Origin of the sequence: Demequina salsinemoris (assembly GCF_000974805.1) — a bacterium.
Classification (GTDB): Bacteria; Actinomycetota; Actinomycetes; order Actinomycetales; family Demequinaceae; genus Demequina; species Demequina salsinemoris.
This window is the reverse complement of the sequence record NZ_BBQZ01000001.1, coordinates 751,787-774,421: the sequence shown is the minus strand read 5'-3', so window position 1 is coordinate 774,421 and position 22,635 is coordinate 751,787. Positions and strand designations below refer to the sequence as shown.

Genomic DNA, 22,635 nt, shown 5'->3' with positions numbered 1-22,635 from the left:
TTCGAGGCTCAGGCTCCATCGCCTGCCGTCAGTGTACGGAACCGTCGGCCCGACGTCCCGGTCATGCGCGCTAGGAACTGGCGGCAGGCTTGTCGTCCGCCTCGGTGTCAACGAGCTTGTCGTCCCCGGACTGAGCGGACCGGGCCGCCTCCGCGTCGCGGCGTCCGAGGGGCACCCGCAGCGCCTCCTCCTCGGGCACGAACACGCTGCCGGTGTCGGTCTCGCCGTACGCGCCGCCGTAGGGGCCGTCGACCTGCGCCTGCCGCCGGCCGCGCCGCCTCCGCGAGGCGTGCGCAGGTGAGGCGTGCATCTCGGACTCCGCGCCCGCCGCGGGGTCATCCTCGGCAGTGGGCTCCGGGTCCACCGCGTCCTCCGTGCCGTTCTCGGCCGCGGAGGTCGAGGCGGCGCCGCCCGACTGGGAGAGCGAGGCGAAGGTCGACACGGCAGCCCCGAGGGTGTCCACGTCGATCTCCTCCGGATTGCGACCCGAGGCCCGCGCAGACGACGAGGGCGCCTCGGGCTCGGGCTCGGGCTCGGTCTCGGGCCGCGTCGCCGGCTCCGGCTCCGGCTCGACGACCGCGGCCGGGGCCGACTCCTGGTCGACGTCGGCGGACTCGCCTTCGTCCTCGGGCTCGGGTGCGTCCTCCGTCTCCGTCGGCACAGGATCCTTCGCGGAGACGATGCTCCCCCCGATCGTGTAGCGGCGCAGGTAGTAGCCCACGACGACGCCAAGGATGAAGGCGACCACGAGCCAGAGCCAGGCCTCACTCATCACAGCACCCATGATCGTCATCCCTCTTCCGTGATCGTGATCTCGACGCGTCGATTCTGGGCGCGCCCCGCCTCTGTGGCATTGGAGACGACCGGCGACTCCTCGCCGTGCGCCGCGGTCTCGATGATGTCCGGCGGTACCCCCGCGCGCGTGAGGTAGTCGGCCACGTTGTCGGCGCGGTCCTCGGTGAGCTGCTGATTCTCCTCGTCGGTCCCGTACGAGTCGCTGTATGCGTCGAGCTGCACCACGATCGCGGCGTGCGTCTCCATGGCATCGATGATGCTGTCCGCCACCGAGTCGAGCGACTTCTTCGTGGCTGCGGTCAGGTCGGAGGAGAAGGCTTCGAACAGCACGGGCTCGAACTCGGGAAGCGGCGTGCTGACGGTCTCCTCCGGGGTCGCGCTCGCCGACGCGGTCGGGGTGGGCGTCGCGGACGCGCTCACCGAGGGCTCCGTGGACTCGGACGGCTCGTCTGTCGGTTCGGTCACGGTCGGCGTCGGCTCAGGGGAGGGGCTGGAGTCGAGCGAATCGTCGGAGGTGTAGGTCAGCGCCGTGATGAGCGCGAGGCCCGACACGGCGTCCAGCGCGGCCTCCTCGTCGGAGGCGGGCCCCCTGAGGTCGATCTCGCGATACCGCACGCCGTCCACGATGACGTTGTCGAGGCCGGCCTGAGCGAGCGCCGACTCTGCCTGGTCCTCCGCGGAAGCCGCCACCGAGGCCACGAACCCCCAGGTCACGAGCGTCAGGGTGAGCACGATTCCTAGCAGCAGCAGCCACCACCGGATCGGACCGGCGACATACCGCCGGTGCGAGGCTCGGTCCACGCCGTTCATCGTCACCCTCCTGACGTGCCCGCGAAACTCCTGCGTTTCCAGTCACCCTAGACCCGCGCGCGCCCCTTCAAGGAGCAACCACGTCGTGTCCGGCAAGCAATCTACTCGGGAGAGACACCCTCGCACAGCGCCACGAACTGCCGTTCGTCGAGCACCGGAACGCCCAGCTCCTCGGCCTTCGCGGCCTTGGACCCCGCGTTCGCTCCGACGACGACGTAGTCGGTCCTCTTGGACACGGACGATGCGGCCTTCCCTCCACGCGAGATGATCGCCTCCTTGATGCCGTCGCGGGAGAAGCCCTCGAGCGTTCCGGTGGCGACGATCGTCAGGCCCTCGAGGGTCTGCGCGATGGTGTCGTCGGTCTTCTCCTCCGCCATGCGCACGCCCGCGGCCGCCCATCGTTCGACGATGTCGCGATGCCAGTCGACCTCGAACCATTCGCCGACCGATTCCGCGATGATCTCGCCCACGCCCTCGACCGCCGCGAGGTCCTCGGCGCTTGCTGCCCGGATCGCGTCCATCGAGCCGAACGTGGTCGCGAGGGCACGGCTGGCCACAGGCCCGACGTGCCGGATGTTGAGGGAGACGAGCACTCGCCACAGCTCCTTGGCCTTCGCCTTCTCAAGCTCATCGAGAAGCGTGAGCGCCTGCGCGGAGGGGAGCACGTTCCGCACGCTCTTGGTGATGCCCGCCTTGCGGCGCTCGGCCGCGGACATCGACTCGGCACCGGGCGGGTACGCGAGCTCGACCTTCTGGAAGGGCGCGCGGACGCGGACCTCGCCCGAGTCGTCCTCCTTGGGGAGCCCCGTCTCGGCGTCGCGCACCACGACCTCGATAGGCAGCAGGTCGTCGAGCGAGAGATCGAACAGCCCTGCCTCCGTGACGAGCGGCGGCTGCGCCGGTCGCAGGGGCTGGGTGAGGGCCGCGGCCGTCACCTCTCCGAGCGCCTCGACGTCCAGGCACCCGCGCGATCCGATGTGCTCCACGCGTCCCCGCACCTGCGCAGGGCACGATCGCGCGTTCGGGCAGCGCAGGTCCACATCGCCGTCCTTCATGGCGCGCAACGGGGTGCCGCACTCCGGGCACTCCGCAGGCATGACGAAGTCCTCGCGCGGATAGCCGTCGTCGGCGAGCGCGGCGACGGGCCCGACGATCTCGGGGATCACATCGCCCGCCTTGCGCAGCACGACGACGTCACCGATCCTGACGCCCTTCGCGCGCACGACGTCCTGGTTGTGCAGGGTGGCCTGGCGCACGGTGCTCCCGGCGACGGTGACGGGATCCATGACCGCGTACGGCGTGGCGCGCCCCGTGCGTCCCACACCGATCTTGATCTCGACGAGGCGGGTGTGGACCTCCTCGGGCGGGAACTTGTACGCGAGCGCCCACCGCGGCGCGCGCGAGGTCGACCCGAGCTCGGCCTGCACCGCGCGGTCGTCGACCTTGAGCACGGCTCCGTCGATCTCGTGGACGAGCGCGTGCCTCCTGCTCTCGAGATCGGTCAGCGCGGAGGCGATCGCGTCCGCGCCCCTCAGGACGCGCACGTGCTCCGAGGTCGGCAGGCCCCACGCGGCGAGCGCCTCGTAGATGCCGTGCTGCGTCGCGAAGCGGTCATCCGGCTCGGCATCGCTCCACTCGAGCGCGCCGAGCGCGTAGGTCGTGAGCGCGAGCGGCCTCTCCGCCGTCACCTGGGGGTTCTTCTGCCTCAAGGATCCGGCCGCGGTGTTGCGCGGATTCGCGTACGGCGGCCTGCCCTCGGCGAGCAGCCGCTCGTTGAGCCGTTCGAAGTCCCTGACCGGCATGTAGACCTCGCCGCGGATCTCGACGACCGCGGGGATGGGCGCTCCGCCCTCCTCGGGCCCTCGCAAGGTCCGCGGGATGCCGTCGATCGTGAGCACGTTGGCGGTCACGTCCTCGCCCGTGGTCCCGTCGCCACGCGTCACCCCGCGCACGAGCGCGCCGTCCTCGTACGTCAGCGACAGCGAGAGCCCGTCGATCTTGGGCTCGCACACGAGCTGCTGGTCGCCGGCCTCCTTGCCCACGCGCGCGAGCCACGCCTCCACGTCCTCGAGGGAGAACGCGTTGTCGAGGCTCATCATCCGTTCGCGGTGACGCACCGAGGTGAAGCCCGTCTCGGTCCCCGCGCTGCCGACCGTCTGGGTCGGCGAGTCGGGTTCCACGAGCTCGGGATGCGCGGCCTCGAGGGCCCGCAGCTCGCGCTCGAGCGCGTCGTACTCCGCGTCCGAGATGGTCGGCGCATCGTCCCCGTAGTAGCGGGCACGGTGCTCCTCGATCTCCTGAACGAGCTCAGCATGGCGGGCGCGGGCGAGGGTGGCATCGGCGATCGCGTCATTCACGTAGGACATTCCACCATGCCCCACCGACACTCCCACGGCGGTCGGGCCCGCCGCGCTCTCGGGCTCCCGGCCGTGCCTCGCCTCTCCGCCAGGGCACCGCCGGTAGGCTGACAGCGCGACCGAGCGGGCGCCGGGAGGGAGGCCTGATCATGGCCGGACTGACGCTGATCGAGGGCGGGCACGTCGTCACAGTCGACCCCGATGGGACCGAGCACCCGAAGGGGTACGTCGCGATCCGCGACCACCGCATCGTCGAGGTCGGGTCGGGCGCCGCACCGTCCCAGCTGCGCGACGCCGCGGCGCAGCGGTACGACGCGCGCGGGGCGCTCGTCACGCCCGGCCTGGTCAACACGCACCACCACCTCTATCAGTGGCTCACACGCGGCTGGGCGCAGAACTCGATCCTCTTCGACTGGCTCGTGGCGCTGTACCCCACGTGGGCCCGCATCACGGCGGACACCGTCGGCGCGGGCGCGGCGGGCGCGATGGGGGCCCTCGCACGCTCCGGCTGCACGACAGTCGGCGACCATCACTACATCTTCCCGCGCGGCTCGGGCGACATCCTCGGCTCGATCGCGTACGAGGCCAGCGAGATCGGCCTGCGCCTGCACCTCACGCGCGGCTCGATGGACCTCGGCGAGTCCGATGGCGGCCTGCCGCCCGACTTCGCCGTCGAGACCACGGACGAGGCCCTGAGGGCCTCCGAGGATGCGGTCCTGCACCTTCACGACCGCGCGCCGGAGTCGATGCTGCGCATCGCGATCGCGCCCTGCTCCCCGTTCTCGGTCACGACTGACCTCCTGCGCGAGTCCGCGCCGCTCGCCCGTCAGCTCGACGTCCGCCTCCACACGCACGGCTCGGAGACGGTCGAGGAGGACGCGTTCTGCCGCGAGCGTTTCGGCATGGGCCCCACCGACTACCTCGAGTCCGTCGGCTGGCTCGGCCCCGACGTGTGGATGGCGCACTGCGTCCACCTCGACGACGCGGACATCGCCAAGTTCGCGGCGACGGGGACAGGCGTCGCGCACTGCCCGTCGTCGAACGCGCGCCTCGCCGCGGGCATCGCGCCGGTGAGGTCGATGCTCGACGCGGGGGTCCCTGTGGGGCTCGGCGTGGACGGCGCAGCGTCCAACGAGGACGGCACGCTCGGTTCCGAGATACGTCAGGCCGCCCTCGTCGCACGGCTGCGCGACGGTGCGACCGCGATGCCGGGGAGGGACGCTCTCCGGATGGCGACCATGGGCGGCGCGAGGGTGCTCGGGCGCGAGCGGGAGATCGGCTCCCTCGAGGCGGGCAAGCTCGCGGATGTCGTCGTGTGGGAGCTCGGCGCTGTCGAGCACGCGGGGATCGCGGATCCCGTCGCGGCGCTGACGCTGGGCTCGCTCCCCACGGTCAGGACGATGCTGGTCCAGGGTCGCGAGGTCGTCACCGACGGGCGTCTGACGCGCACCGACGAGGCCTCGATCGCGGCCCGCGTGCGCGAGGCCGTCGCTGACCTCACGAACCGCTGACCCCTCGACGTTCCAGGGCGCCGATCCTGACTCTCCGCCCCGTCAACCCGCTCGCAGGTAGCCAATTCTGATGGCGGGCCGCCTCAGCGGGAAGCCTGCTGCTTGACGGTGACGAGCCGCGCGGTCCCAGCGCCGACCCACCATCGGTGCGCCACTCCCCCGGCGTAGTACGCGCTGTCGCCGACGCCGAGCACCTGCTCCTCGCCGTCGAGCTCGAGGTGGAGCTCGCCGGAGAGGACGATCACCCACTCGTCCTCCGCGTGCGTGAAGACCTCACCGGGAACGGTACGGACGCATTCGATCGACATGGGCAGGAACGGGCGGGCACCGCGCGCGAGCGCGACGGCTCGGTCCTGCGCGAAGTCCGACACCACATCGTCCCCGTCCGAGGCCAGCCGCACCTCGACGCGCGGCGGCGCCTCCGCTCCATCCGACGCCTCGGCCGCCGCCATGAGCTCCACCGGACTGGTCTCGAGCGCGACGGCGATCCTCCTGAGGGACGGCAGCGAGAAGTTCGCGAGGCCTCGCTCCACCTGGCTCAGGAAGGGGTGGGAGAGGCCCGTCGCCTCAGCGAGCTGCACGAGCGTGAGACCGCGCTCGCGCCGCAGCTCGCGCACGCGTGCGCCTAGCCGCTGCTCGGCTCCTGCGGCGTCCTGGTCGGGGGACACGACCTGCCTCACAGACGTTTGGTGGGGTGCATGCCCATGCGGGTCAGCACGGTGTTCTCGAGGATCGCGACCAGGTTGTAGAGCACGAGCGACACGAGCGTCACGACGACGACCGAGGCCCACAGCTCGTCGAACTTCGCCGACGTCGAGTAGCCGTTGATCACGCCGCCGATGCCCGTGCCGGTGGCGAGCCACTCGGCGAGCAGCGCACCGGTGATCGCACCGGGGACCGAGACGCGCACGGCCGCGAAGAACGCCGGCAACGACGAGGGAAGCGCCACCGTGGTGAGCTGCTTGAGCGGCCCGCCACCGTAGACCTGCACCACCTCGAGCGTCTGCTGCGAGGCCTGCTGGAGCCCGAACGCGATGTTCACGAGCGCCGGGAACAGCACGACGATGCCGCCCATCACCGCGACCGTGAGGAACTCGCGGCCGAAGATCATGATGATGATCGGCGCGAACGCGACCAGGGGGACGGAGCGCAGCAGCAGCGCGATCGGCATCATCGCGTGCTCGAAGCCCTTGGAGAGTCGGAACCCGATCGCGCCGAGCAGGGCGATGAGCAGACCTGCGACGAAGCCGACGACGGCGTCGCCGAGCGTGACGGCGAGGTTGCCGGCGATCTCGGCACGGTTCGCGGCCGCGTCCTCCTCGACGAAGAAGAAGTTCCAGACGTCCGCGGGCCCCTTCGCCACGTACGGCGACAGGTCCGACACCCACAGCACGACCTGCCACAGGATTGCCACGCCCACCAGGGTCAGGAGGAAGGTCAGCAGGGACGTGCCGAGCGCCTTGAAGGTGGCCCTGCGCGCCTGGCGCTGGACCGAGGCCGCGAGGTCGCTGCCGGAAGGCGCGGTGGCGGTGGCGGTCATGCTGCGGCCCCCTTCGACCACGGCGTCGCGAGTCGTGTCAGCAGTCCGACGCCCAGGTACAGGAGCAGCGCGACGGCTCCCGAGGCCAGCGCGAGGCCCCACACGCGAGGCGAGTTGAGGGCCTGCTGCGCGACGACCATCGCGACGCCGATGCCCGTCTCGACCTTGCCGAAGTACTCACCGAGCACGGCTCCGAGGAAGGCCGCGGGGACCGCGATCTGGAGAGCGGTGAGGACGGCGGGAAGCGCCGCGATGAAGCGGACCTTGCGCAGCTGGGTCCAGGTGCCTCCGCCGTACACGGAGACGAGGTCGAGGCTCGCCTTGTCCGCCGCGTGCAGCCCCAGGAGGGAGCCGACGACGGTCGTGAAGAAGACGCTGAGCCCCGCCATGAAGGTCGCGGTGCCCGAGGGCTCTCCCTTGGACGGGACCTCGAAGATGATCACAGCGAGCGGCCCGATCGCGACGATCGGGACGCAGTACGTGATGACCGCGATCTGGGACACGACGGCCTCGAGCCGGGGGATCACCATGACGAGGCCGGCGAGCGCGAGCGCGATCCCGTTGCCCCACAGGTAGCCCCTCGCGGCCTCGGCGAGCGTGACCGAGAAGTGCGTCCAGTAGAAGGCGAAGCCGTCCTCCGCGTAGCCCTGGATCACCTGCCACGGGGTCGGGATGGCCTGGGTGCCTCCCGGTCCGACGACGGTGAGCGCGAAGAACCACCACAGGCCCACGAGGACCACCGCGCTGAACGATGCGGTGGCCCAGGCCGGGACCCGACGCTCCTCCATCAGTCGTCCTCCAGAGCGACGCCGCCGGCACCGAACAGGAGCTCGGAGGCCCGGTCGACGTAGGCGTGGAACTCGGGGCTGCGCTGGATCTCGGGGGTGCGGGGCCGAGGAAGATCGATCTCCATGACCTCCTTGATGCGGCCAGGGCGCGGGCTCATGACCGCGACCTGGTCGGCGAGGAAGATCGCCTCCGAGATGCCGTGCGTGACGAGCAGCGTCGTCGCGGGCTTCGCGGCGAGGATCCGCATGAGCTCGACGTTGAGTCGCTGACGGGTCATGTCGTCGAGCGCGCCGAACGGCTCGTCGAGAAGCAGCACCGAGGGCTTGAGCACGAGAGCACGCGCGATCGACACGCGCTGGCGCATGCCTCCCGAGAGCTGCGCGGGCTTCGCCTTCTCGAATCCCTTGAGACCGACGAGCTCGATGAGCTCGGCGATGTAGTCGTGGTCGACTGGCTTGCCGGAGACCTCGAAGGGGAGCTTGATGTTCGCGTAGACCGAGCGCCACGGCAGCAGCGCGGAGTCCTGGAACGCGATGCCCAGCTCGTTGTAGGCGCGCAGGTCCGCGGGCGTGCGCCCGTCGACCCGCGTGGAGCCGCTCGTGGGCTGCTCGAGTCCCGCGAGGATGCGCAGGATGGTGGACTTGCCGCACCCGGAGGGCCCCAGCAGCGCCAGGAACGAGCCCTGCTCTGTGTGAAGGGTCGCGTCCTGGAGCGCGGTGACGGTCTTGCCACGCGAGTGGAAGACCTTGGTGAGATCGGATATCTGCAGGCCGGTGCCCGGGGCGGTCTCGCCCCGGGCACCGGTCGTGGTCACGTCGTCGGTCACGTGATCGATCCTTGCAGTATCAGCCCGCGTAGGCCACGAGGTCGGGGTTCTCCGCGTAGACCTCGTCGAGCAGGCTCATGTCGAACAGGTCCTCGGCGGAGATGTCGATGCCCGCGCCGGCGAGCGAGGCGAGGGTCTCCGTCTGGAGCTCGTCCGAGATGGTGAACAGGCCGTTCGCGACGGTCTCGTCGGAGACCACGAGGTCCTCAGCCTGGACGACGGCACCCTCGGCGGACACCGTGGCGTCGAGGCCCAGGTCGGAGCCGTACTCCTCGACGGCGAGGCGCGAGCCCTCCTCGGGGTCGTTCACCGCGTCGGACCAGCCCTTGATCTCGGCGACGAGGAAGGCCTTGATCATCTCCGGGTCGGAGTCGATGAGGTCCTGCGTCACGGTGATGGTCTCGGCGACGAACGGCAGGCCGTTGTCGGCGAACGGGAGGTTGGTGACGTCGATGCCCTCGGCCTGGACCACGAGCGACTCGTTGGTCAGGTAGGCGACGAAGCCGTCGACCTCACCGTTGACGAGCACGGCGGGGTCGTACTGGACCGGGACGACGGTGACGTCGTCGGTGGTCAGGCCGTTGGCGGCGAGCAGCGCCTCGAACAGCGCGGTGTTGGAGTCCTGGACGCCGATCTTCTTGCCGACCATGTCCTCGGGCGTCTGGATGTCCGCGCCGTCGGCGAGCGACAGGATGGTGAACGGGTTCTTCTGGTAGGTCGCGCCGACGATCTTCAGCGGAGCGCCCTCGCTCGCGACGGCCGAACCGATCGAGACCGCGTCGGAGAGCGCGAAGTTGGCAGTGCCGGACAGCAGCTCGGCGGCGCCGGTGGACGGCCCGGGGACGAGCTCGACCGACGAGAAGCCGGCCTCGGTGTAGTAGCCGTTGGAGTCCGCGAAGAACTCGCCGGAGAACTCCTCGTTCTTGATCCAGGACAGCTGGACCGAGATGTCACCGTAGTCGGCGGCCTCCATGGCCTCCTCGGTGGCCTCGGCGGTGGCGTCGCCCGAGGCGGACGACGACGACTCGGCGTCACCCGACGACGAGCAGGCCGCGAGCGTGAGCGCTGCGACGGCGACCGTGGCGACGGACGCGGTGCGCTTGAAGCTGAAGGACATGTGTTCTCTCTCCCTGTGTGTATCGCGCCTCGTAATCACGAATACGGCGCGTGCCGCGAGCGAGTGTAGGCGAAGCTCGTGACCCCTCTACGCGTCCGTGGGCACATCACGGTTGCGGCACACGGCCAAACTAGGGACTTTAGATTTCATCAACACGACCTTTTCTGTTTCGAGACTGTTAAATCCGGCCGCCGAGACACAATCGTGACATCGGGCCGTGCTTCACTGGCTGTTCATCTGGTGAACATGCGAGGGCGTCTCGCCAGGACGCGACGTCAGGCACCGAGCCCGACCCGCCACGAGAGGGGATGCGATGGACCTCACGGCCGTCACCGGCTACCGCAGGGCGACCACTCGCGCCGACCTCGCGCTCGCCCCCGGTGAGACCCTCGTCGCGGGTGGTACCTGGGTGTTCTCCGAGCCGAACCGCGACGTCACCGGGCTGGTCGACCTCATGACGATGCCGTGGGAGCCGATCGAGGTCACCGACGCCGGGCTGCGCATCGGCGCGACCTGCACGATCGCCCGGCTCCTCGAGGAGCCCCCTGTGCCCGGCTGGCGAGCGCAGCCGCTCTTCGACGAGGCGGCGAACGCGCTGCTCGCGAGCTTCAAGATCTGGAACGAGGCGACCGTGGTCGGCAACGTGTGCAGGTCGTTCGCGGCGGCCGCGATGCTCGCCGCGTGCGCGACGCTCGACGGCGTCGCCGAGATCTGGGCCGCCGACGGCTCCGTCCGACGGGAGCCCGTCGCCTCCCTCCCCACCGGCAACGGCACGAACACGCTGCGCGCTGGCGACGTCGTCCGTGCGATCGACATCCCCGCGGCGGCGCTCCGAGGACGGACCGCGCTGCGCAAGATCGCCCTCGCGGAGCTCGGCCGCTCGGGCGCCGTCGTCACCGGCCGCCGCGACGAGGACGACGCGGTCACGATCGTCGTCACCGCCGCGACGCTCACCCCGTGCGTGTACTCGTTCCCGGTGCCGCCGAGCGAGGCTCGCCTCGTCGAGTCGGTGCGCTCCGAGGGCGACTTCTACACCGACGCGCTCGGCACAGAGGACTGGCGCCGCCACGTCACGGGCGTGCTCGCCGCCCGCGTGCTCGCCGATCTCATGGGCGCCGACCCTGGCGACGACCGTAGGACGGAGTGCACCGCATGAGGATGGACGTGGACGGCGTCCCCGTCGAGGGAGACCCCAAGCCCGGGCAGTGCCTCCGGACGTACCTGCGCTCGCGCGGAGCGACCGCCGTCAAGAAGGGCTGCGACGCGGGCGACTGCGGCGCATGCGCGGTGCTCGTCGACGGCAAGCCCGTCCACTCATGCCTCTACCCCGCGGTCCGCGCCGAGGGCCGGACGATCACCACGGCAGCGGGCCTCGCGCCGGACGATGCGCTCGCGCCCGTCCAGGAGGAGTTCGCCGACCGCTTCGCCTTCCAGTGCGGGTTCTGCACGCCAGGATTGGTGGTCACCGCGGCGTCGCTCAAGGAGGACGACCTGCCCGACCTCGACCGGAGGCTCAAGGGCTCGCTGTGCCGATGCACGGGGTACCGGCCCATCCGCGAGGCGGTCAAGCACGCGGTCCGCGGCGGCTGCGGCGGCGAGTGCGACGGGCGGTGCGGGGGTGCGCGTGAGGAGACCGCGTCGTCCGCTCCCCCGTCCGTCCAGGCGGCTCCCGCATCGTCCCGGGAGACCGACGACCGCGTCGTCGGGACCTCCGCCCGCCCCCCGGCGGCCGCCCGCGTGGTCCAGGGCAAGGAGCCGTACACGTTCGACGCCTGGATCCCCGGCACCCTGCGCCTCAAGGTGCTCGGCTCGCCGCACGCGCACGCGCGCATCGTCTCGATCGACGCCTCGGCGGCCCTCGCGATGGACGGGGTGCACGCCGTCCTCACCCACGAGGACGCGCCCGCCACCCGCTTCTCCACCGCGCGCCACGAGAACCGGGGGGACGACCCTCGCGACACCCGCATCCTGGACGATGTGGTGCGCTTCCAGGGTCAGCGCGTCGCCGCGGTCGTCGCGGACTCGCTCGCGATCGCGGACGCGGCCATCGAGGCCCTTCGCGTCGAGTACGAGGTCCTGCCCGCCGTGTTCGACCCCGAGGAGGCGCGCTCCGGCACCGCGCCCGTCATCCATCCCGACCGCACTCCCGAGGACGGCGTGCGCGACGCCTCGCGCAACCTGATCGCGTCCTGGAAGGGCGGCTACGGGGAGGTCGACGCGGGCCTCGCGGAGGCGGCCGCCGTCGCCACGGGAACGTGGTCGAACGCTCGCGTCACGCACGCGCAGCTCGAGACGCACGGCTCGATCGGCTGGATCGACGACCTCGGCCGGCTCACCCTCCGCACGAGCTCGCAGGTGCCGTTCCTCGTGCGCGACGAGCTCGCGCTGATCCTCGACCGCGCACCCGAGTCGGTGCGGGTCTTCACCGCGCGCGTCGGCGGAGGATTCGGCGGCAAGCAGGAGATCTTCACCGAGGACATCGTCTCGCTCGCGGTGCTCAAGACCGGCCGCCCCGTCGCGTACGAGATGACGCGCACCGAGGAGTTCACCAGCACCGCCACGAGGCACCCGTTCCGCGTCACCGCGACGCTCGGGGCGTCCGCCGACGGCGTGCTCACCGCGATGGACATCCAGGTGCTGAGCAACACCGGCGCGTACGGCAACCACGCGATCGGCGTGATGTTCCACGGCTGCGCCGAGTCGCTCGAGGCCTACCGCTCCCCCGCCAAGCGGCTCGATGCCGAGGTGGTCTACACGAACACCACGCCCGCGGGGGCGTTCCGCGGCTACGGCCTGGGGCAGGTGATCTTCGCGGTCGAGTCGGCCCTCGACGAGCTCGCGCTCCAACTGGGCATCGACCCGTTCCAGATGCGGCGTCTCAACGCGGTCAAGGACGGGGACGAGCTCGGCGTGACCGAGCGCGGGCACCAGGACGGGCTCATCTTCGGCTCGTACGGCCTGGACCAGTGCCTCGACCTGGCCGAGGCGGCGCTCGTGCGGGGCAACGGCGTCGAGGCCCCCGACGGATGGGCGACCGGCGAGGGGATGGCGCTCAGCATGATCGCCACCATCCCTCCGCGCGGGCACCGCGCGACCGCGTCCGTCACGGCGAGACCCGACGGGACGTTCCTGATCGCCGCCGGCACCGCCGAGTTCGGCAACGGGACCCACACCGTGCTGGGGCAGATCGCAGCCGAGGCGCTCGGGGTGCCCGTGTCGCTGATCGAGCTGCGGACCTCCGACACCGACGCGACCACCTACGACACCGGGGCCTTCGGATCCACCGGCATCACCGTCGCAGGCAAGGCGGTCCACGCGGCGGCGATCGCGCTCAAGGCCCGGCTGGACTCAGGCGAGGCGATCCCGCCCGAGGGTCTGACCGGCGAGGGCTCGACCGACGGCATGATCCGGTCGCTGGCCTTCAACGTGCAGGCGTTCCGCGTCGCGGTCGATCTCGAGACCGGGTCGGTGCGGATCCTCCAGTCGATCCAGGCCGCCGACGCGGGCGTGGTGCTCAACCCCGCGCAGTGCCGCGGCCAGATCGAGGGAGGCGTCGCGCAGGGCATCGGCTCGGCGCTGTACGAGGAGATCCTCGTCGGGGACGAGGGATCACCCGCGAACCCCGCCTTCCGCACCTATCGCGTGCCGCAGAGCGCCGACGTGCCCGACACCGAGGTCTACTTCGCCGAGACGTCGGACGAGCTCGGACCGTTCGGCGCGAAATCGATGTCGGAGTCGCCGTACAACCCCGTCGCCCCCGCCCTGGCGAACGCGATCAGGCGAGCGATCGGAGCACGACCGTACGAGATCCCCATGAGCCGGGACCGCGTGTGGCGCCTCGCCGCGGCCGCGGAGCGTGTCAGTGGATAGGTCCACCGCGCTCGCTCAGCGGCGCCCCGCTCGCCCCGGTCCGATCCCGCAGGATCTCCGCGACGATCGCCACGGCGGTCTCGGCAGGGCTCGAGCCTCCCAGATCGAGCCCGATCGGCGAGCGCAGCCGCGCGATCCCCTCCTCGGAGACGCCCGTCCCACGCAGCAGCTCGACGCGCCGCTCGTGGGTCCTCCGCGACCCCATCGCGCCGACGTAGCCTGCGCGGGACCGCAAGGCGACGCCCAGGGTCGGGATGTCGAAGCGCTCCTCGTGCGTGAGGACGCACACCGCATCGTCCTGGCCGAGCTCGACTCCCTCGAGGTACTTCTGGGGCCACTGCGCGACGACCTCATCGGCCTGCGGGAAGCGGGCCTGGGTCGCGAAGACGGGCCGCGCGTCCACGACCGTGACGCGATAGCCGAGGGCCTGCGCGGCCGAGGCGAGCGCGCCCGAGAAGTCGACGGCGCCGACGATGACCATGCGCGGCGCAGGCTCTCTTACCAGGGAGAACGACTCTTCCGCCCGAGACGGGTGGCGCGGGATCCGCACCTGGACGCGCGCGGAAGGGTCGAGCGAGGCCCGCAGCGCGTGCACCACGCCCTCGTCGTCCGCGGACAGCCGGAAGGCGACCACGCCGAGCGATCCGCCGCACGAGAGCCCGGCCGCGTACAGGTCGCCCTCGCCGCCCAGGTCCACGTCCACGAGGCCGTGCTCCTTGAGCACGCGAAGCGCGAGCTCGTAGGCCTCGCCCTCGACGCAGCCGCCGGAGATCGAGCCGATCGCGCGGCCGTCGTAGGTGACCGCCATCGCGGAGCCGACCGCGCGCGGGGCCGAGCCGTGCACCGCCGTCACGACCACCACCCCGAGCGGCCTGCCCGCGTCCAGCTCGGCGAGCATCTCGCGGGCGATCTCGAACACACGTGCCTCCTGAGGCTGGGAACTGCCAGCCAGTCTAGGCAGGCGCGCCGTCCCCTCAAGGAGTCCCATGCTTGACGTCGACCTGGTGATCCGAGCCCCTCGCGCGCTGATCGACGGCGAGGAGCGCCCCGCTTCCGTCGCGATCTGCGACGGCGTCGTGGTCGGGATCGGAACGCTCGAGCAGCCCTGGCAGTCCGACGCCGAGCGGATCCTCGGCGACGACGAGGTCCTCGTCCCCGGCGTCGTCGACACGCACGTGCACGTCAACGAGCCCGGGCGCACCGAGTGGGAGGGCTTCGCGTCGGCGACCGCGGCAGCGGCGGCCGGCGGCGTGACGACGATCATCGACATGCCGCTCAACTCGATCCCGCCCACGACGACGCTCGAGGCGCTGGAGCTGAAGCGCTCGGTCGCTGCCTCGAAGGCGCGCGTGGATGTCGGCTTCTGGGGCGGCGCGATCCCGACCTCGCTCGGGCACCTGCGTGAGCTGCACGAGGCCGGGGTGTTCGGCTTCAAGTGCTTCCTCGCGCCGTCTGGCGTGGACGAGTACCCGCACCTGTCGCCTGCGCAGCTGCTCGAGGCCATGGAGGAGATCGCCTCCTTCGGCGGGCGGCTCATCGTCCACGCCGAGGACCCGGGCCACCTGGACGATGCTTCCTCACCTGGCACCGATGCCGTCGCCTTCGCCTCTACCAGGCCCGATGCTGCCGAGACGACGGCGATCCAGTCCGTGATCGACGGGGTGCGGGCCACAGGCTGCCGCGCGCACATCCTGCACCTGTCCTCCGCCGCGGCCCTGCCCTCGATCCGCGCGGCGAAGGCCGAGGGGCTGCCTCTGACGGTCGAGACCTGCCCGCACTATCTGACCTTCGACGCAGCCCACATCCCCGACGGCGGCACGCAGTACAAGTGCTGCCCGCCCATCCGCGACGAGGCCAACCGCGAGGCCCTGTGGGAGGCGCTCGCCGACGGCACGATCGACATCATCGCCTCCGACCACTCCCCCGCGACCGCCGACCTCAAGCTCGCGGGCCACGGCGACTTCGCGCAGGCGTGGGGAGGCATCGCGGGGCTCGAGGTGAGCCTGAGCGCGATCTGGACGGGCGCGTCGTCCCGCGGGTATGCGCTGGCCGACGTGCTGGGCTGGATGTCCGCGTCCACTGCGGCCTGGGCAGGGCTCGACGCCAAGGGCGGGATCGCCGTCGGCAAGGACGCGGACCTCGTGGCCTTCGCTCCCGACGACGAGCGCGTGATCCACGCGGGCGAGCTGCACCACAAGAACCCCGTGACGGCCTTCGACGGGCACGCGCTGCGCGGCGTCGCGCGGACCACCTGGCTGCGCGGGACAGTCGTGAACGGCGAGGGTAGCGTTTCAGGTGTCACCGGCACGTTGATCGCGCGGACCAGCGCCTGATCCTGCCGCGGCCCGAGGGGAGGGGCGTCGCATGGACGTGGGGCTCCTCGCGGACGTCGACTCGCTCTTCGCCGTCGAGGCGGGGCTCGAGCGATTCGCGGAACGCGGCATGACGGCGGCGATCGCCGCGAGTGCGCTCAGCGATGGGATCGTCATCGATCACCTCGACGGCCTGCTGGCCGAACACGGCCAACGCCTCTACGCCCTCGCCACCAGGGACGATGCGGCAGTCGCGGGCTTCGCGACGGATGACGAGGGCTGCCTGATCGCCGGAGGCGCGATCCGTCTCGCGCCGCCCGGACTGCGCACTGTGCTCGACGGCCGCAGCGTCGTCTGGCTCGGCACCGCGCTCTCCGAGGACGAGGCCGCGCAGGTGGCGCAAGGCGGCCACGCCGAGCTCATGATCAGCCACGCGACCGCGCTGACCGACCTCGCCGACGTGGTCGCCGCGATCCGGCCCGATGTGCTCGTCTACGGCGGAGCGGACGCTCCGGTCGACGACATCCTGCTCCTCCCGGGCGGCCACCGCACCCACGCGGTGGGGCTCACCGCCCTCGGTGCGACGGGCTCGCTGTGCACCCTCGAGACGAGCAGGCTCGCCACCGACGTCTGGTGAGCGTCGCATCGTCCGGGCGACTGCATCGTCCCGGCGACCGCATCGTCCAGGCCACCGCCGACCGCCCCGGAGACGCCGAGGCCCCCGCACCGAACGGTGCAGGGGCCTCGACTGCTGATGGACGCGGGAGTCAGAACTCCCAGTCGTCGTCCGTGGTCTCCTCGTGCTTGCCGATCACGTAGGACGAGCCGGAGCCCGAGAAGAAGTCGTGGTTCTCGTCCGCGTTGGGCGACAGCGCCGACAGGATGGCCGGGTTGACGTCCGTCACCGTGGACGGGAACAGCGCCTCGTAGCCCAGGTTCATGAGGGCCTTGTTGGCGTTGTAGTGCAGGAACTTCTTGACGTCCTCGGTCAGGCCGACGCCGTCGTAGAGGTCCTGCGTGTACTGGACCTCGTTGTCGTAGAGGTCGTACAGGAGGTCAAAGGTGTACGCCTTGAGCTCCTCGCGGCGCTCGGGCGTCTCCTTCTCGAGGCCCTTCTGGTACTTGTAGCCGATGTAGTACCCGTGCACGGCCTCGTCGCGGATGATGAGGCGGATCAGGTCGGCCGTGTTCGTGAGCTTGGCTCGCGAGGACCAGTACATGGGCAGGTAGAAGCCCGAGTAGAAGAGGAACGACTCGAGCAGGGTCGAGGCGACCTTGCGCTTCAGCGGGTCGTCGCCACGGTAGTAGTCCATGACGATCTTGGCCTTGCGCTGCAGGTTCTGGTTCTCGGTGGACCAGCGGAACGCGGCGTCGATCTCGGGCGTCGAGCACAGCGTCGAGAAGATCGACGAGTAGCTCTTGGCGTGCACCGACTCCATGAACGCGATGTTCGTGTAGACGGCCTCCTCGTGCGGCGTGATCGCGTCGGGGATGAGCGACACGGCACCGACGGTGCCCTGGATGGTGTCCAGGAGCGTGAGCCCCGTGAAGACACGCATCGTGAGGGTCTTCTCCTCCTCGGTGAGCGTCGCCCACGACTGCACGTCGCCCGAGATCGGGACCTTCTCGGGCAACCAGAAGTTACCGGTGAGGCGGTTCCACACCTCGACGTCCTTCTCGTCCGGGATGCGGTTCCAGTTGATCGCGTCCACGTGGCTGACGAGGGTCAGCTTCTCACTCATGTCAGTTCCTTCAGTCTCAGCTCGTCAGGGCGTCACAGCATGCAGCTGACGCAGCCCTCGACCTCGGTGCCCTCGAGCGCCATCTGGCGGATGCGGATGTAGTAGATCGTCTTGATGCCCTTGCGCCACGCGTAGATCTGCGCGCGGTTGATGTCGCGGGTGGTCGCCGTGTCGGGGAAGAACAGCGTAAGCGACAGACCCTGGTCCACGTGCTGCGTGGCGGCCGCGTAGGTGTCGATGATCTTCTCGGGACCGATCTCGTACGCGTCCTGGAAGTACTCCAGGTTGTCGTTGTCCATGAAGGGCGCCGGGTAGTAGACGCGACCGAGCTTGCCCTCCTTGCGGATCTCGATGCGCGACGCGATCGGGTGGATCGAGGACGTCGAGTTGTTGATGTACGAGATCGAGCCGGTCGGCGGGACGGCCTGCAGGTTCTGGTTGAAGATGCCGTGCTCCTGCACGGACGCCTTCAGCTCGCGCCAGTCGTCCTGGGTGGGCAGGACGATGCCGGCGTCGGCGAACAGCTCGGCCACCCGTGCGGTCGCCGGCGCCCACTCCTGCTCGGTGTACTTGTCGAAGAACTCGCCGGTCGCGTACTTCGAGTTCTCGAAGTTCTCGAACGCCGTGCCCTGCTCCTTGGCGATCTTGTTCGACGCCGCGATGGCGTGGAACAGCACCGCGTAGAAGTACATGTTGGTGAAGTCGACGCCCTCCTCGGACCCGTAGTGGATCCGCTCACGGCCCAGGTAGCCGTGGAGGTTCATCTGGCCGAGGCCGATCGCGTGGGAGCGGTCGTTGCCGTAGCGGATCGACGGCACCGAGTCGATGGCCGACTGCGTGGACACCGCGGTGAGGCCGCGCACGGCGATCTCGACGGTCTGCGCGAGGTTGCCCCCGTCCATCGCCGTCGCGATGTTCATGGAGCCCAGGTTGCAGGAGATGTCCTTGCCGGTCTCCGCGTAGGTGAGGTCCTCGTTGAACTTGGAGGGCGTGTTCACCTGGAGGATCTCGGAGCACAGGTTGGACATGTTGATGCGGCCCTGGACCGGGTTGGCCTTGTTCACCGTGTCCTCGAACACGATGTAGGGGTAGCCCGACTCGAACTGCAGCTCCGCGACGGTCTGGAAGAACAGGCGCGCGGCGATCTTGGTCTTGCGGATCCGCGAGTCGTCGACCATCTCGTGGTACTTCTCGGTGATCGAGATGTCGCCGAAGGGGACGCCGTAGACGCGCTCGACGTCGTACGGGGAGAAGAGGTACATCTCCTCGTTGTTCTTCGCGAGCTCGAAGGTGATGTCCGGGACGACGATGCCGAGCGAGAGCGTCTTGATGCGGATCTTCTCGTCCGCGTTCTCGCGCTTGGTGTCCATGAACTTCATGATGTCGGGGTGGTGCGCCGACAGGTACACCGCGCCCGCGCCCTGGCGCGCGCCGAGCTGGTTCGCGTAGGTGAAGGAGTCCTCGAGGAGCTTCATCACGGGGATGATGCCCGAGCTCTGGTTCTCGATGTGCTTGATCGGGGCGCCGGCCTCACGGATGTTGGACAGCGACAGCGCAACGCCGCCGCCGCGCTTGGACAGCTGCAGCGCGGAGTTGATGGAGCGACCGATCGACTCCATGTTGTCCTCGATGCGCAGCAGGAAGCACGAGACGAACTCGCCGCGCTGGGCCTTGCCCGCGTTGAGGAACGTGGGGGTCGCGGGCTGGAAGCGGCCCGTGACGATCTCGTCGACCAGCTTGGTCGCGAGCTCGGTGTCGCCCGCGGCGAGGGTCAGCGCGACCATGACGACGCGGTCCTCGTAGCGCTCGAGGTAGCGCTTGCCGTCGAACGTCTTGAGCGTGTACGAGGTGTAGTACTTGAAGGCGCCCAGGAAGGTCGGGAAGCGGAACTTGTACGAGTACGCGTGGTCCGTGAGCTGCTGGATGAACGCGAAGTCGTACTGCGCGAGGATCTCGGGCTCGTAGTACTTCTTCTCCACCAGGTAGTCCAGGCGCTCCTTGAGCGAGTGGAAGAAGACCGTGTTCTGGTTGACGTGCTGGAGGAAGTACTCGCGGGCCGCCTCGCGGTCCTTGTCGAACTGGATCTTCCCCTCGGTGTCGTAGAGGTTCAGCATCGCGTTGAGCGAGTGGTAGTCCATGCCGGTGCGCGGCTTGTCGATCACTGTTGCTTCCACAGGTCATCCAATCCCTCGCGGACGGCGGTGACGTCATCCGGAGTTCCGAAGAGTTCGAACTTGTACAGGTGTGGCACGTGGCACTTCGCGGCGACGATGTCGCCCGCGATGCAGTACGCGGTGCCGAAGTTGGTGTTGCCGGCGCTGATCACGCCCCGGATCAGCGAGCGGTTGTGCTCGTCGTTCAGGAACTTGATGACCTGCTTGGGGACGGCCCCTCCCTCGTTGCCGCCGCCGTAGGTCGGCACGACGAGCACGTAGGGCTCGTCCACCTTGAGCGGTTCATCCTTGGGCCTCAGCGGGATCCTCTCGGCGGGGACGCCGAGCTTGTCGACGAACCGCTTGGTGTTCTCCGAGGTCGAGGAGAAGTAGACCAGCGAGGCCATGACGGCGTCGCTTAGGACGCGATCTTCTGAGCGAGCGCGGCGATGCGGTCGGGCTGGAAGCCGGACCAGTGCTCGTCGCCGGCGATGACGACGGGCGCCTGCAGGTAACCGAGCTCGGTCACCGTCTTGTAGGCGTCCTCATCCATGGTGACGTCGAAGATCTCGAACTCGATCTCGGCGCGCTCAAGGGCCTTCTTGGTGGCGGTGCACTGCACGCACTGCGGCTTGGAGTAGACCGAGATCGTCATGAGCGGTTCCTTTCGACGCTGTACCCCCCTGCGAGGTGGGCACCACTATATATGGGGCGTTGACGCATCAACACCCACTAGATGGTGTGTCGCAAGAAATTCTCGCATGCACCTCTGACATTCCACAGGGAGCCGTGCTCGGCCCATACACAGCGCCCTGAGACGACACGCGCAGGACACGCCGACGACACGCCGGGACGCGCCGATCGCGCCCTCCGCGCATGCCCGCGCGTCCCCCGTTCATCCCCAGGAAATCAACAGGTCGCGCGATTCTGCGATCCCGTAATGTCGATGAAACCAACATCGCCTAGCGTGGCTCTCGTGACCCGCGTCTACCGTGCACACGTCTTCCACATCGCCGGCGCTCCCGCGCAGGACGACGTCGCGAGCCACCTCGTGTCGCTGCCCGACGGCGCCCTCGTCGTCGACGCCGATGGTCGGGTCGCCTGGGTCGGCCCGTACGCGAGCCTCCCGGAGGACTACGCGACCACTCCCGTGACACGCGCCGACTACCTCCTCCCCGGCTTCGTCGACGGGCACATCCACTACCCGCAGTCGTATGCGACCGCGGCGCACGGGGGCGGCCAGCTGCTCGAGTGGCTCGACCACTGCATCTTCCCCACCGAGGGTCAGTTCGCCGACCCCGAGTTCGCGCACCGCGCCGCGCGCTACTTCACGCGCCGCCGCATCGCCGCGGGCACCACGGCCGCGATGGTCTTCGGCTCCGCCTTCCCCGTCGCCCAGGACGCCCTGTACGAGGAGACCCTCAAGGCGGGCCTGCGCATCGTCTCCGGGCGCGGCGTCCAGACGGTCGGCCCGGCCGCCGCGTCGTCCCTCCTGACGGGCGAGAAGGAGGCCATCGACCTGGTGGCCGACGAGATCGACCGCTGGCATGCCGTCGACACCGGTGACCCCCGCACCGCCCGCGTGCAGGTCGGCATCGTCCCCCGGTTCTCGCTGTCAGTCACCCGGGAGACGCTCGCGGCGATGGGCGAGCTCTACGACGAGGCTCGCGGCAAGGGGGTCTACTTCCACTCGCACCTCAACGAGAACAACCGCAAGGGCGACGGCGAGATCGCGGCCGTGCTGGGCGCGTACGGCACCGAGACCTACCTCGACACGTACGACGGCCGCTTCCTCGAGGGATCGAAGGTCGGGGGCAGGACGCTGCTGGGGCGACGCTCGACGCTGGCCCACGCCGTGCACTGCCAGCCGTCGGAGCTCGCACGCATGGCGGAGACGGGGACGTCGATCGCGCACTGCCCCACGTCCCAGCTGTTCCTGGGCTCGGGGACGATGCCGTGGCGGGCGACCGTCGCGGCAGGGGTGAACATCGGGCTGGGGTCCGACATCGGCGCCGGAGACGAGTGGCTCATCTCGCGGGTCGCGGGCGACGCCTACAAGGTCCACATCTCCGAGGAGGGCGACGCCGGCACGGCGCTGCACCCCGCGGAGCTGCTGTTCGCCGCGACGCTCGCGGGCGCCAGGGCGCTGGACATGGAGCACGCGTTCGGCAACCTCGACGCGGGCAAGGACGCGGACTTCCTGCTCATCGACAAGAACCTCTGGGAGCCGCTCGAAGGGATGCTCACCACCGGAATCCGCTCGGACGACGAGGATCAGGCCACCCTCGAGGAGCTGTTCACGCTGCTCGTGGGGCTGCGCCAGCCCGCGATCGCGGCGGTCTACGTGCAGGGCCGCGAGGCTATCGCGCCGCCGCTGTGACTCCTGCGGCCCACTCGCTCATCATCTCCTCGTAGGCGTCCGACCGGAACTGCGCCAGGTAGCCGGGGTCGCCGCCGGGCAGCAGCGTCGTGTCATAGGCCACGGTGACCCTGCACTCACCGTCGTCCCCGTCGTCTCCGGACAGCTCCTCGCACCGGACGCTCACGGTGCCGGCCCATTCATCGAGGCGATGCCGCACGTACGAGGCCCGGCACCGCGCGTGGTCGATCGCCACGACCGTCCACACCGTCTCGGCGCCGCCGTGGTGCGTGACGAACACCGTCCCAGGTTCCTCGGACGGCTCCCCCGCGGGGTACTGCGGATCCCACCCGGGAACCCAGCGCCGCTCGCCCTCCGGCGTGAAGAAGCCGATCGCGTCGGCCGCGGTCATGGGGAGCTCGAAGCCCCCGACTGCTCGAATCCTCGACATGGT

Annotated in this window: 20 protein-coding genes; 6 read left to right on the top strand and 14 right to left on the bottom strand. The window is 69.9% G+C overall.

Going from position 1 to position 22,635, the window contains the following annotated elements; translation table 11 throughout:
* Positions 1-70 precede the first annotated feature (70 nt).
* From AOP78_RS03500 to ligA, 3 genes are all read right to left on the bottom strand, one after another.
* Positions 71-772, bottom strand: coding sequence for a hypothetical protein (locus AOP78_RS03500; RefSeq protein WP_152659380.1), 702 nt, complete (start codon positions 770-772; stop codon positions 71-73).
* A 17-nt stretch (positions 773-789) separates the two neighbouring features.
* Positions 790-1,605, bottom strand: coding sequence for an OmpA family protein (locus AOP78_RS03495; RefSeq protein ID WP_062201583.1), 816 nt, complete (start codon positions 1,603-1,605; stop codon positions 790-792).
* 101 nt (positions 1,606-1,706) lie between these two features.
* Positions 1,707-3,962, bottom strand: coding sequence for an NAD-dependent DNA ligase LigA (gene ligA / locus AOP78_RS03490; RefSeq protein ID WP_439645009.1), 2,256 nt, complete (start codon positions 3,960-3,962; stop codon positions 1,707-1,709).
* Between the two features lie 149 nt (positions 3,963-4,111).
* Between ligA and AOP78_RS03485 the strand changes: the two genes are divergently transcribed.
* Positions 4,112-5,473, top strand: coding sequence for an 8-oxoguanine deaminase (locus AOP78_RS03485; protein WP_062201579.1), 1,362 nt, complete (start codon positions 4,112-4,114; stop codon positions 5,471-5,473).
* Between the two features lie 83 nt (positions 5,474-5,556).
* Here AOP78_RS03485 and AOP78_RS03480 read toward each other — a convergent pair whose 3' ends face one another.
* The 5 genes from AOP78_RS03480 to AOP78_RS03460 are packed head-to-tail and all read right to left on the bottom strand — an operon-like array spanning position 5,557 to position 9,745.
* On the bottom strand, positions 5,557-6,153 hold the full coding sequence (locus AOP78_RS03480) for a helix-turn-helix domain-containing protein (RefSeq protein WP_160297587.1): 597 nt from the start codon (positions 6,151-6,153) through the stop codon (positions 5,557-5,559).
* Positions 6,150-7,013: an ABC transporter permease gene (locus tag AOP78_RS03475; protein WP_062201575.1), complete on the bottom strand. Its 864-nt coding sequence runs from the start codon at positions 7,011-7,013 to the stop codon at positions 6,150-6,152. Before AOP78_RS03475 ends, AOP78_RS03480 begins: the two co-directional genes overlap by 4 nt.
* On the bottom strand, positions 7,010-7,801 hold the full coding sequence (locus tag AOP78_RS03470; protein ID WP_062201573.1) for an ABC transporter permease: 792 nt from the start codon (positions 7,799-7,801) through the stop codon (positions 7,010-7,012). The genes AOP78_RS03475 and AOP78_RS03470 overlap by 4 nt, the downstream gene beginning before the upstream one ends.
* On the bottom strand, positions 7,801-8,628 hold the full coding sequence (locus AOP78_RS03465; protein WP_236685279.1) for an ABC transporter ATP-binding protein: 828 nt from the start codon (positions 8,626-8,628) through the stop codon (positions 7,801-7,803). The genes AOP78_RS03470 and AOP78_RS03465 overlap by 1 nt, the downstream gene beginning before the upstream one ends.
* 19 nt (positions 8,629-8,647) lie before the next feature.
* On the bottom strand, positions 8,648-9,745 hold the full coding sequence (locus AOP78_RS03460; RefSeq protein WP_062201571.1) for an ABC transporter substrate-binding protein: 1,098 nt from the start codon (positions 9,743-9,745) through the stop codon (positions 8,648-8,650).
* 313 nt (positions 9,746-10,058) lie between these two features.
* Between AOP78_RS03460 and AOP78_RS03455 the strand changes: the two genes are divergently transcribed.
* Together AOP78_RS03455 and AOP78_RS03450 are read left to right on the top strand one after the other, a co-directional pair.
* The gene (locus AOP78_RS03455) at positions 10,059-10,901 is read left to right on the top strand and encodes an FAD binding domain-containing protein (protein WP_062201568.1); all 843 of its coding nucleotides are present in this window, start codon (positions 10,059-10,061) and stop codon (positions 10,899-10,901) included.
* Positions 10,898-13,615, top strand: coding sequence for a molybdopterin-dependent oxidoreductase (locus tag AOP78_RS03450; protein ID WP_062201714.1), 2,718 nt, complete (start codon positions 10,898-10,900; stop codon positions 13,613-13,615). The genes AOP78_RS03455 and AOP78_RS03450 overlap by 4 nt, the downstream gene beginning before the upstream one ends.
* Here the strand turns inward: AOP78_RS03450 and AOP78_RS03445 are convergent.
* Positions 13,605-14,534 carry an XdhC family protein gene (locus AOP78_RS03445; protein WP_066730231.1) on the bottom strand — a complete coding sequence of 310 codons (930 nt, stop codon included), beginning with the start codon at positions 14,532-14,534 and terminating at the stop codon, positions 13,605-13,607. The genes AOP78_RS03450 and AOP78_RS03445 overlap by 11 nt on opposite strands.
* A 67-nt stretch (positions 14,535-14,601) precedes the next feature.
* On the opposite strand from AOP78_RS03445, the gene allB reads away from it, so the two are divergent.
* Together allB and AOP78_RS03435 are read left to right on the top strand one after the other, a co-directional pair.
* Positions 14,602-15,948: an allantoinase AllB gene (gene allB, locus AOP78_RS03440; RefSeq protein ID WP_062201567.1), complete on the top strand. Its 1,347-nt coding sequence runs from the start codon at positions 14,602-14,604 to the stop codon at positions 15,946-15,948.
* A 31-nt stretch (positions 15,949-15,979) separates the two neighbouring features.
* Positions 15,980-16,564: a hypothetical protein gene (locus tag AOP78_RS03435; RefSeq protein WP_062201565.1), complete on the top strand. Its 585-nt coding sequence runs from the start codon at positions 15,980-15,982 to the stop codon at positions 16,562-16,564.
* Between the two features lie 130 nt (positions 16,565-16,694).
* Here the strand turns inward: AOP78_RS03435 and nrdF are convergent, their stop codons facing one another.
* Genes nrdF through nrdH form a run of 4 tightly spaced genes read right to left on the bottom strand, consistent with a single transcriptional unit; the run spans position 16,695 to position 20,477 of the window.
* On the bottom strand, positions 16,695-17,669 hold the full coding sequence (gene nrdF, locus AOP78_RS03430; protein ID WP_062201562.1) for a class 1b ribonucleoside-diphosphate reductase subunit beta: 975 nt from the start codon (positions 17,667-17,669) through the stop codon (positions 16,695-16,697).
* A 32-nt stretch (positions 17,670-17,701) separates the two neighbouring features.
* Positions 17,702-19,807 carry a class 1b ribonucleoside-diphosphate reductase subunit alpha gene (gene nrdE, locus AOP78_RS03425; protein ID WP_152659389.1) on the bottom strand — a complete coding sequence of 702 codons (2,106 nt, stop codon included), beginning with the start codon at positions 19,805-19,807 and terminating at the stop codon, positions 17,702-17,704.
* Positions 19,808-19,827: 20 nt separating this feature from the next.
* Positions 19,828-20,229, bottom strand: coding sequence for a class Ib ribonucleoside-diphosphate reductase assembly flavoprotein NrdI (gene nrdI / locus AOP78_RS03420; protein ID WP_062201558.1), 402 nt, complete (start codon positions 20,227-20,229; stop codon positions 19,828-19,830).
* 11 nt (positions 20,230-20,240) lie between these two features.
* Positions 20,241-20,477, bottom strand: coding sequence for a glutaredoxin-like protein NrdH (nrdH, locus tag AOP78_RS03415; RefSeq protein ID WP_062201557.1), 237 nt, complete (start codon positions 20,475-20,477; stop codon positions 20,241-20,243).
* 321 nt (positions 20,478-20,798) lie between these two features.
* Between nrdH and AOP78_RS03410 the strand changes: the two genes are divergently transcribed.
* Entirely contained in the window at positions 20,799-22,202 is a 1,404-nt protein-coding gene (locus tag AOP78_RS03410; protein ID WP_062201712.1) for an amidohydrolase family protein, read from the top strand.
* On the opposite strand, the gene AOP78_RS03405 is transcribed toward AOP78_RS03410, so the two are convergent.
* The gene (locus AOP78_RS03405; protein WP_062201555.1) at positions 22,183-22,593 is read right to left on the bottom strand and encodes a hypothetical protein; all 411 of its coding nucleotides are present in this window, start codon (positions 22,591-22,593) and stop codon (positions 22,183-22,185) included. The two genes, AOP78_RS03410 and AOP78_RS03405, sit on opposite strands and share 20 nt — an antisense overlap.
* Between the last annotated feature and the right edge of the window lie 42 nt (positions 22,594-22,635).

Coding starts and splice junctions, on each gene's coding strand:
- AOP78_RS03500 (WP_152659380.1), bottom strand. CDS start 772: ATGAGTGAGGCCTGGCTCTGGCTCGTGGTCGCCTTCATCCTTGGCGTC.
- AOP78_RS03455 (WP_062201568.1), top strand. CDS start 10,059: ATGGACCTCACGGCCGTCACCGGCTACCGCAGGGCGACCACTCGCGCC.
- AOP78_RS03485 (WP_062201579.1), top strand. CDS start 4,112: ATGGCCGGACTGACGCTGATCGAGGGCGGGCACGTCGTCACAGTCGAC.
- nrdH (WP_062201557.1), bottom strand. CDS start 20,477: ATGACGATCTCGGTCTACTCCAAGCCGCAGTGCGTGCAGTGCACCGCC.
- nrdF (WP_062201562.1), bottom strand. CDS start 17,669: ATGAGTGAGAAGCTGACCCTCGTCAGCCACGTGGACGCGATCAACTGG.
- AOP78_RS03460 (WP_062201571.1), bottom strand. CDS start 9,745: ATGTCCTTCAGCTTCAAGCGCACCGCGTCCGTCGCCACGGTCGCCGTC.
- AOP78_RS03495 (WP_062201583.1), bottom strand. CDS start 1,605: ATGAACGGCGTGGACCGAGCCTCGCACCGGCGGTATGTCGCCGGTCCG.
- nrdE (WP_152659389.1), bottom strand. CDS start 19,807: ATGGACTACCACTCGCTCAACGCGATGCTGAACCTCTACGACACCGAG.
- allB (WP_062201567.1), top strand. CDS start 14,602: ATGCTTGACGTCGACCTGGTGATCCGAGCCCCTCGCGCGCTGATCGAC.
- AOP78_RS03475 (WP_062201575.1), bottom strand. CDS start 7,013: ATGACCGCCACCGCCACCGCGCCTTCCGGCAGCGACCTCGCGGCCTCG.
- AOP78_RS03450 (WP_062201714.1), top strand. CDS start 10,898: ATGAGGATGGACGTGGACGGCGTCCCCGTCGAGGGAGACCCCAAGCCC.
- AOP78_RS03405 (WP_062201555.1), bottom strand. CDS start 22,593: ATGACCGCGGCCGACGCGATCGGCTTCTTCACGCCGGAGGGCGAGCGG.
- AOP78_RS03470 (WP_062201573.1), bottom strand. CDS start 7,801: ATGGAGGAGCGTCGGGTCCCGGCCTGGGCCACCGCATCGTTCAGCGCG.
- AOP78_RS03435 (WP_062201565.1), top strand. CDS start 15,980: ATGGACGTGGGGCTCCTCGCGGACGTCGACTCGCTCTTCGCCGTCGAG.
- nrdI (WP_062201558.1), bottom strand. CDS start 20,229: ATGGCCTCGCTGGTCTACTTCTCCTCGACCTCGGAGAACACCAAGCGG.